The following is a 7,600-nucleotide window of genomic DNA, read 5'->3' as shown; positions in this document are numbered from 1 at the left end:
CTTCGTCCGGCCCTTATGTGATCTTCTACCGAGTACGCGACGGCGTTGCGGAACTCGTCCGCATTCTCGACGGCCGCCGCGATATCGACGAGATTTTTGAATGAAACTCATCGCTTGCCCAGAGGATGAGGGGGGCCCCTCATCTTGAGGAGAACGCCCCCGTCTCGGGGCGGGTCGTTAAGCCGAGAGCGCGGCGGAGAGCACCTCGACATTGTTGCGGAACATGTCGAGATAGGTCCCGGCCGGGCCGTCGGGCGCCGACAGAGCGTCCGAATAGAGCGTGCCGCCGATCTTGGCACCCGTCTCGCGCGCGATCTGATCCAGCAAGCGGCTGTCGGTCACGTTCTCAAGGAACACCGCCGGTATGTGGTCGCGCTTGATCTGGGTGATGATCTTGGCGACATCCTGGGCCGATGCCTCGCTCTCGGTGCTCACGCCTTCAGGCGCGATGAACTCGAGCCCATAGGCCGCGCCGAAATAGCCGAAAGCGTCGTGCGTGGTGATGATCTTGCGTCGCTCCGGCGGGAGCTTGGCGATCGCCGTTTTCACCTCGCTCTCCATCGTTGTCATCGCGTCGATGAATTTTTTGGCGTTCGCCTCGTAGGTGGCCTTGCCGGCAGGATCGGCGGCGATGAGCGCGTCGCGGATATTGGCGGCGTATATCTTGCCGTTGGCGAGGTCCTGCCAGGCGTGCGGATCGGTGACGGTCTTCTCGTCCTCAACCATCTGCCTCGGCTTAACGCCGTCCGATACGGTCACCACCTTGCCCTTGAAGCCTGAAGAATTCTCGAGTCGCGTCATCCACCCCTCGAGCCCGAGCCCGTTGATGAACAGGATCTTGGATTGCGACAGAGCCTTGGCGTCGGCGGGGGTCGGCTCGTAGACGTGGGCGTCGCCGTTGGGCCCGACGAAGGTCACGACCTCGACCCGGTCGCCGCCAACCTGCCTCACTATGTCGCCGAGGATCGAGAACGAGGCTGCGACCTTCAACTTGTCGGTGGCGAAGGCCCCTGGCGCGAGACCCAGAAGCGCCGCGAGCGCGATCCATGCAACGAGAAACGGCCGTCTTGTCATGACACGAACTCCTTTCTTTAGCTTCAAGCTTCGAGATGCTTGCGCGGCATGAGCCGCCAGACGAGGCCGCCCTTGGCGCCGGCGAGCATCGAGACGAGGTAGCCCGCCCCTGCCATGAGGATGATGGCCGGGCTGGTCGGCAGGTTGGCGTGGTAGGACAAGAGCAGGCCTGTGGCGCTTGCCGCTAAGGCGGCAAGCACCGAGACCGCCACGAGACCCGAAATGTCTTGCGCCCAGAAGCGCGCGGTGATGGCGGGAAGCAGCATGATGCCGACCACCATCAGCGTGCCGAGCGCCTGGAATCCGCCGACCAGGTTCATTACCACGAGAACGAGGAAGACGAAATGGGTCGGGGAGCTCGCCCCGCTCACCGAGCGCAGGAATTGCGGATCGAAACATTCGACCACGAGCGGGCGCCAGATCACGGCGAGCACGAGCGTAGAGACGGTGGCGATGGCGCCGATCAGGTAGAGCGCCGGATCGTCGAGCGCGAGCACGGTGCCGAACAGCACATGCAACAGGTCGATGCTGCTGCCGCGCACCGAGACGATCAGCACGCCGAGCGCAAGCGAGCAGAGATAGAAGGCGGCGAGGCTCGCGTCCTCGCGGAGCTCCGTCGAACGCGTCACGAGTCCGGAAAGCAGCGCCACGGCAAGCCCCGCGGCGAACCCGCCGAGGCTCATGGCGAACAGCGAAAGCCCCGCCAGGAGGTAGCCGATGGCGGCCCCCGGCAGGATGGCATGGCTCATGGCATCGCCCATCAGGCTCATGCGCCTGAGCATGAGGAACACTCCGATCGGCGGCGCGCCGAGCGAGAGCGCGAGGCAGCCGACCAGCGCGCGCCGCATGAACGAAAATTCGATGAACGGATCGATCAGCGCGTGGATCATGCGGGCTCCGGCGTCCGCTCGCACACCTCGGCCTCTTCGTCGAAGGCGGCGCTGACCTTGCCCGCACGCGACAGGTTCGCATGCGTCATCACCGCGCGCGTCGGCCCGAAGGCCACCACCTCGCGGGCAAGCAGCAAGGTGGTCGGGAAGTGCGCCCGTACCTGCTCGATATCGTGCAGCGCCGCGATCACTGTGCGGCCTTCCTTGTGCCAGCGCTCGATCAGCTTGGTGAGGTCGGCGACGGTGCCGACATCGATGGCGCGAAACGGCTCGTCGAGCAGGATGAGCCTTGCGTCTTGCAGCAGGAGGCGCGCGAACAGGAGGCGCTGGAATTGGCCTCCCGACAGCGAGCCGATCTGCCGGCCGGCAAAGTCGATGAGCCCGAGCGCCGCGAGCGCGTCGGCGACCCGCCGCTTGCGCGAAGCGTCGATGCTGCGCCAGATGCCGATCTCCCGCCACAGCCCCATTGCCGCGCAGTCGAACACCGTGACCGGAAAGGACCGGTCGATGTCGATCTGTTGCGGCAGATAAGCGATGTCACGGCGGGCGATCCCGTCGAGTTCGATCTTGCCGCCGAGCGGCTTGATCTCGCCCATGATGCCCTTGAGCAGCGTCGACTTGCCGGCGCCGTTCGGGCCGACCAGCGCCACGAGGTCGCCGCAGCCGATCTCGACATCGACGTGATGCACGGCCGGGTGCCGGTCGTAGCCGAGCGTGAGGTCGCGCATGGTGATGAGGGGCTTCGTCATGCGAGCGCCCACCCGATCGAAAGCCACACGATGGCGGCAGCCGACGCGCCGATCAGAATCCGCGCCGGGACCGAGAGGCGGAGCAGCGAGACGTTGCTCGCGCGGCCTCGGTTTGCCGGATGCCTAGCCTGCTGCCCGCCGTGGCGATGATGCTTCGGCCTCGGCGGAACGGCCGCATCCTTGCGCGCGATGTGGACCTCCCTCTGCACTGTGTGATCCTTATGCTAGGCCGATCCGTGCGGCCGGCAGGCTCCGCACAGCCCCGCGATTTCGAGCGTCACCTGCTCGGGTGCGATCTCGCCCGGCGCGAGCTTGAGCAGCGCCGCCTGGTCCGCATCCGACAGCGCGATCTCCACCACCTTGTCGCATTTCCGGCAGATGGCGAAAGCGAACTTGCCGTCGCAGGCGCCGTGGCCGCAGGCGACGAAGGCCGACTTCGACTGCAGCCGGTGCACCATGCCCTTCTGCATCAGATCGTTCAGGGCGCGATAGACCGTGGGCGGATGGGAGATGCCGGCCGTCCTCACTTGGTCGAGGATGGCATAGGCGCTCATGGGCTCCTTCGCCTTGCGCAGGCAGGCGAGGATTTCGCTCTGATTGCGCGACAGCTTGGAATGGGAATGCCGGGGGGCCGCGTTCATGCGCGATGATATAACATAACACAGGCGGCTGCCGTCAAGTCCGACCCCCGGCACAAGGGCCGGAATTGGCCGGAATCCACCAGGAACCAGCCCCCCTCCGCGTCGTTTACCCTGAAAACCCCGCCGCAGCCGACTCGGGGGCGCGGCCTTGCGGCTCAGACTGAGGATGAGCCCCATGAGGAACGTGCTTTCGAACCTTCTCTTAGTTGCCGGCGCCGCCTTTACCGCTCTCACCCTGATTGCCGAGAGCCAGGTCGCAACGGCCACTGGTAATCCGGTCGACACCGCGAAGGAGGCGCAGAAAGGCTCGCTCAAGAGTCCCTATCCCGATCCCGCAAAAGTCGCCGACGAAGGCCATCAGAAATTCATGGCCGCCGGCTGCAACGGCTGCCACGGTGGCACGGGCGGTGGAGGCATGGGGCCTCCGCTCACCAATTCGATCTGGGTCTACGGCAGCGATGACGACACGCTGTTCCGCCTGATCGCGCTCGGGACCGACGAATTGCAAAAGCAAGGCTATACCCGCAAGGGCTCCGAGAGCGTGGTTGGACCCATGCCGCAAATGGGCGGCGTGGTCAAATCCGACGACGACCTGTGGAAGATCATCGCCTGGATCAAGACGAACAATAAGGCTGCCGGAGAAGCGAGTTCGACGCAGACGCAGTCCTCACCCCAATAGGCCTTGATCGCGTGGCGCCATCGGCCTCCAATGGCGCATGGCCGGCCGCATCGAGATCGTCGAGGGCGACATCACCGCCCTCGACGTCGACGCCATCGTCAATGCCGCGAACGCCGCGCTCGCGCCGGGCGGCGGGGTGTGCGGCGCGATCCACCGCGCCGCAGGGCCGAAGCTCGCCGAGGCTTGCGCCAAGCTCGGCGGGTGCGAGACGGGAGAGGCCAAGATCACGCCCGGCTTCCACCTTAAGGCCCGCTACGTGATCCACGCCGTCGGTCCGGTCTGGGGCGGGGGCGAGCGGGGCGAGGACGAGCTGCTTGCCGCTTGCTACCGCAACAGCCTGAAACGTCTCCGCGAACAAGGACTGTCCTCGATCGCGTTTCCCGCCATTTCGACCGGCATCTACGGGTTCCCGGCTGAACGCGCCGCGCGGATTGCGGTGAGCACCGTCCTCGACGAAGTGAAGGACTTTCCGGAGGAAAGCCGCGTCATCTTCTGCTGTTTCGGCCCCGAGAGTCTCGCGGCGCATCGTGCCGCGCTGGTCGAGGCCACGCGCCGGAGCGCTTGAGCCGGGCAGACCGTGCGGCAACTCGCGGGTTCCCGTCACGCGCCCGCCGCGTTACTCTGCTTCCATTCGATTCGTGGGCTCGCACGTTCCCCGAGAGCGGGCCGGATATAGCAGGAGCATAGCGAACGATGCCAGAGCTGGATCCGCTCCTCCTTTCCCGCATCCAGTTCGCCTTCACCATCTCCTTCCACATCCTCTTTCCGTCCTTCACCATCGGCCTTGCCGCCTGGCTCGTCGTGCTCGAGGCGCTGTGGCTCAAGACCGGCAAGGACATCTATTTCCGCATTGCCCAGCAATGGACCAAGATCTTCGCCGTATCCTTCGGCATGGGCGTGGTCTCCGGCGTCGTCCTGTCCTACGAGTTCGGCACCAACTGGAGCGAGCTGTCCCGGCGTGGGGGCAACGTCATCGGCCCCTTGATGGCCTACGAGGTGCTGACCGCCTTTTTCCTCGAGGCGGGGTTCCTCGGCATCATGCTGTTCGGCTGGAAGCGCGTGCCGAAATGGGTGCATTTCTTCGCCAGCTGCATGGTGGCGTTCGGCACGCTCCTCTCGGCGTTCTGGATTCTGTCGGCCAACAGCTTCATGCAGACGCCGGCGGGCTACACTGTCGATGCGGGCGGCGTGCTGCACGTCGCCGATTGGTGGCAGGCCATTTTCAGCCCGTCCTTCCCCTACCGCTTCGCCCATATGGTGGCGGCCGCCTATCTCACCACCGCCTTCATCGTGGCGGGCATCGGCGCCTGGTACATCCTGCGCGCCAAAAGCGTGCCCGAAGGTCGCGTCATGCTCGGCATGGGCTTGAGCCTTCTCGTCTGGCTTGCGCCGCTCCAGATCCTGCTCGGCGACCTGCACGGGTTGAACGCGCTTCACTATCAGCCGGCCAAGGTCGCCGCGCTCGAGGCCCATTGGGAGACCGGCAAGGACGTGCCGCTCATCCTGTTCGCCATCCCCGACCCCAAGGCCGAGACCAACCGCTATCAGGTCGAGGTGCCGCATCTCGGCAGCCTGATCCTCACCCATGAATGGGACGGCGAGGTCAAGGGGCTCAAGGACTTCAAGCCCGAGGACCGGCCTGATCCCATCATCCCCTTCTTCGCCTTCCGCCTCATGGTGGGCATCGGCTTGATCATGGTCGCCGTCGGCATCGCGGGGGCCGTGCTCTGGCTCACCGGGCGCCTGTTCGAGAGCCGCTGGTTCCTACGCACCCTGACCTGGGTCTCGCCGCTCGGCTTCCTCGCCGTGCTGGCCGGCTGGTTCACCGCCGAGGTCGGGCGTCAGCCGTGGACCGTGTACGGCATCCTGCGCACCGCCGACGCCGTGTCGCCCGTGCCGGGGGGCAGCGTGCTCGCCTCGGTGATCCTCTTCGTCCTCGTCTACGGCATCGTGTTCGGCGCCGGGCTCTATTACATTATCAAGCTCGTGCAGCGCGGCCCCGAAGAAGCACCGCCGGCGCCGGAGGAAGCCGATCTCTCGCACCGGCCGATGGCCGCAGCAGGCAACCCATGACCGACGCCGCCGCCACGACGTTGAGCGATATCCTTCCGGTGATGCTGCCGCTCGCCTGGGCGGCGATCCTCGCGCTCGGCGTATTTCTCTACGTCGTGCTCGGGGGCTACGATCTCGGGCTCGGCGCGCTGTTCCCCATCGCCCCGTCCGACAAGGACCGCGACGCCATGATGGGCTCGGTCGCGCCCTTCTGGGACGGCAACGAGACCTGGCTCGTGCTCGGCGGCGGCGGCCTGCTCGCGGCCTTCCCTCTCGCCTATTCGGTGATGCTGCCGGCGCTCTACCTCCCCATCATCCTAATGCTGATCGGGCTCATCCTGCGCGGCGTCGCCTTCGAGTTCCGCTTCAAGTCCGAGAAGAGCCGCTGGATGTGGGACGCCGCCTTCGCCGGCGGCTCGCTGCTGGCGGCGCTGATGCAAGGGGCGATCATCGGCGCTTTCGTGCAGGGCTTCGCCGTCACCGACAACAAATTCTCGGGCGGCCCCTTCGATTGGATTACGCCGTTCTCGGCGACGACGGCGATCGCCGTGCTGTCGGGCTATGTCCTGCTCTCGGCCTGCTGGCTGATCATGAAGGGCGACGAGGCGCTGCGCGACTGGGCCTATGGCATCGCCCGCTACGCGCTGATCGCCGTTGCGGTATTCATCGCGATCTTCAGCCTATGGACGCCGATCATGCATCCCGAGATCGCCGCGCGCTGGTTCACGCCCGGCCATATGGTGATGTTGAGCCCGGTCCCGGTGATGACGGCGGCGGCGATCGCGACGCTTTGGATCACGCTCAACAAGCGCTACCGCTACGCGCCCTTCCTGCTTGCGATCGGCATTTTCATTCTCTGCTACACGGGGCTCGGGGTGAGCCTGTTCCCCTACATCATCCCCCCCGACATCACCATCTGGCAGGCCGCCGCCGCGCCCGAGAGCCAGCTCTTCATGCTCTACGGCGCGATCCCCATCCTGCCCATCATCCTCGCCTACACCGCCTCTTCCTATTACGTGTTCTGGGACGCGGCCGAGCACGATACCTACCACTGACGAGTGGCGCCGGCGCCGCACAGAGTGGCGTTCGCGCCAATCACCTCACCACCAGATCAGGAACAGCACGAACGGAATGAGCACCAGGCACAGCGCGATGGCGAGCAGGAGAAGGAGCGCCGCGAACGTGCTGATCATGCCCATGCCGTGTCCCTCGATGCGGGCCTGAGGCCTACCACTTGCCCGCCAGCTCGTGCTGGGCGAGGCGCCGCTTCAACAGTTTGATCTTGTCGTTGGCCTGCTCGATTCTGAGCCGCGAGATGCGCCCGTCGGCCACGGCTGCGGCGACGATGGCGTGGATCTTCGCCCCGAGATCGGGGTCGTGGCTGCCGACATTCGAGAACACGATGATGTCGGTTCCGGCGTTGACCGCCCTGATCACCCGCTCCTCGAGCGAATAGCTCTGGGCGACGGCGCCCATCTCCATGTCGTCGCTGAACACCACGCCGTCGAAATCGAT

General features: G+C 65.7%; 10 protein-coding genes. 4 read left to right on the top strand and 6 right to left on the bottom strand.

Annotated features, from left to right (window positions below; all coding sequences use genetic code 11):
- Nucleotides 1–177: 177 nt before the first annotated feature.
- From VFB18_RS10165 to VFB18_RS10145, 5 genes are read right to left on the bottom strand one after another with little or no spacing between them, the layout of a single operon-like run.
- Nucleotides 178–1,074, bottom strand: a complete 897-nt coding sequence (locus VFB18_RS10165; RefSeq protein ID WP_324974470.1) for a metal ABC transporter substrate-binding protein — start codon at nt 1,072–1,074, stop codon at nt 178–180.
- A gap of 23 nt (nt 1,075–1,097) precedes the next feature.
- Nucleotides 1,098–1,964: a metal ABC transporter permease gene (locus VFB18_RS10160; RefSeq protein ID WP_324974468.1), complete on the bottom strand. Its 867-nt coding sequence runs from the start codon at nt 1,962–1,964 to the stop codon at nt 1,098–1,100.
- The gene (aztA, locus tag VFB18_RS10155) at nt 1,961–2,713 is read right to left on the bottom strand and encodes a zinc ABC transporter ATP-binding protein AztA (protein WP_324974467.1); all 753 of its coding nucleotides are present in this window, start codon (nt 2,711–2,713) and stop codon (nt 1,961–1,963) included. The genes VFB18_RS10160 and aztA overlap by 4 nt, the downstream gene beginning before the upstream one ends.
- A complete protein-coding gene (locus tag VFB18_RS10150; RefSeq protein WP_324974465.1) occupies nt 2,710–2,922 on the bottom strand; it encodes a hypothetical protein in 213 nt (70 codons plus the stop codon). The genes aztA and VFB18_RS10150 overlap by 4 nt, the downstream gene beginning before the upstream one ends.
- A 15-nt stretch (nt 2,923–2,937) precedes the next feature.
- Nucleotides 2,938–3,354, bottom strand: a complete 417-nt coding sequence (locus tag VFB18_RS10145) for a Fur family transcriptional regulator (protein WP_324974463.1) — start codon at nt 3,352–3,354, stop codon at nt 2,938–2,940.
- Nucleotides 3,355–3,529: 175 nt separating this feature from the next.
- Between VFB18_RS10145 and VFB18_RS10140 the strand changes: the two genes are divergently transcribed.
- The 4 genes from VFB18_RS10140 (at nt 3,530) to cydB (ending at nt 7,140) form a co-directional block, all read left to right on the top strand.
- Nucleotides 3,530–4,033 carry a c-type cytochrome gene (locus VFB18_RS10140; protein WP_324974460.1) on the top strand — a complete coding sequence of 168 codons (504 nt, stop codon included), beginning with the start codon at nt 3,530–3,532 and terminating at the stop codon, nt 4,031–4,033.
- A gap of 37 nt (nt 4,034–4,070) precedes the next feature.
- The gene (locus VFB18_RS10135; protein ID WP_324974458.1) at nt 4,071–4,598 is read left to right on the top strand and encodes an O-acetyl-ADP-ribose deacetylase; all 528 of its coding nucleotides are present in this window, start codon (nt 4,071–4,073) and stop codon (nt 4,596–4,598) included.
- Nucleotides 4,599–4,726: 128 nt separating this feature from the next.
- The gene (locus tag VFB18_RS10130; protein ID WP_324974456.1) at nt 4,727–6,106 is read left to right on the top strand and encodes a cytochrome ubiquinol oxidase subunit I; all 1,380 of its coding nucleotides are present in this window, start codon (nt 4,727–4,729) and stop codon (nt 6,104–6,106) included.
- Entirely contained in the window at nt 6,103–7,140 is a 1,038-nt protein-coding gene (cydB, locus tag VFB18_RS10125; RefSeq protein WP_324974453.1) for a cytochrome d ubiquinol oxidase subunit II, read from the top strand. The genes VFB18_RS10130 and cydB overlap by 4 nt, the downstream gene beginning before the upstream one ends.
- 172 nt (nt 7,141–7,312) lie before the next feature.
- Here the strand turns inward: cydB and VFB18_RS10120 are convergent.
- The coding region (locus VFB18_RS10120) for a glycoside hydrolase family 3 N-terminal domain-containing protein (protein WP_324974450.1) at nt 7,313–7,600 on the bottom strand (288 nt) is incomplete at its 5' end.

Source organism: Methyloceanibacter sp., assembly GCF_035650995.1.
Classification (GTDB): Bacteria; Pseudomonadota; Alphaproteobacteria; order Rhizobiales; family Methyloligellaceae; genus Methyloceanibacter.
Note: the sequence above shows the minus strand (reverse complement) of the source record. Positions and strands in the feature narration are given on the sequence as shown.

Bases quoted from the DNA above. Each gene is read 5' to 3' on its own strand.
- aztA (WP_324974467.1), bottom strand. From the start codon at position 2,713: ATGACGAAGCCCCTCATCACCATGCGCGACCTCACGCTCGGCTACGAC.
- cydB (WP_324974453.1), top strand. From the start codon at position 6,103: ATGACCGACGCCGCCGCCACGACGTTGAGCGATATCCTTCCGGTGATG.
- VFB18_RS10140 (WP_324974460.1), top strand. From the start codon at position 3,530: ATGAGGAACGTGCTTTCGAACCTTCTCTTAGTTGCCGGCGCCGCCTTT.
- VFB18_RS10165 (WP_324974470.1), bottom strand. From the start codon at position 1,074: ATGACAAGACGGCCGTTTCTCGTTGCATGGATCGCGCTCGCGGCGCTT.
- VFB18_RS10145 (WP_324974463.1), bottom strand. From the start codon at position 3,354: ATGAACGCGGCCCCCCGGCATTCCCATTCCAAGCTGTCGCGCAATCAG.
- VFB18_RS10130 (WP_324974456.1), top strand. From the start codon at position 4,727: ATGCCAGAGCTGGATCCGCTCCTCCTTTCCCGCATCCAGTTCGCCTTC.
- VFB18_RS10160 (WP_324974468.1), bottom strand. From the start codon at position 1,964: ATGATCCACGCGCTGATCGATCCGTTCATCGAATTTTCGTTCATGCGG.
- VFB18_RS10135 (WP_324974458.1), top strand. From the start codon at position 4,071: ATGGCCGGCCGCATCGAGATCGTCGAGGGCGACATCACCGCCCTCGAC.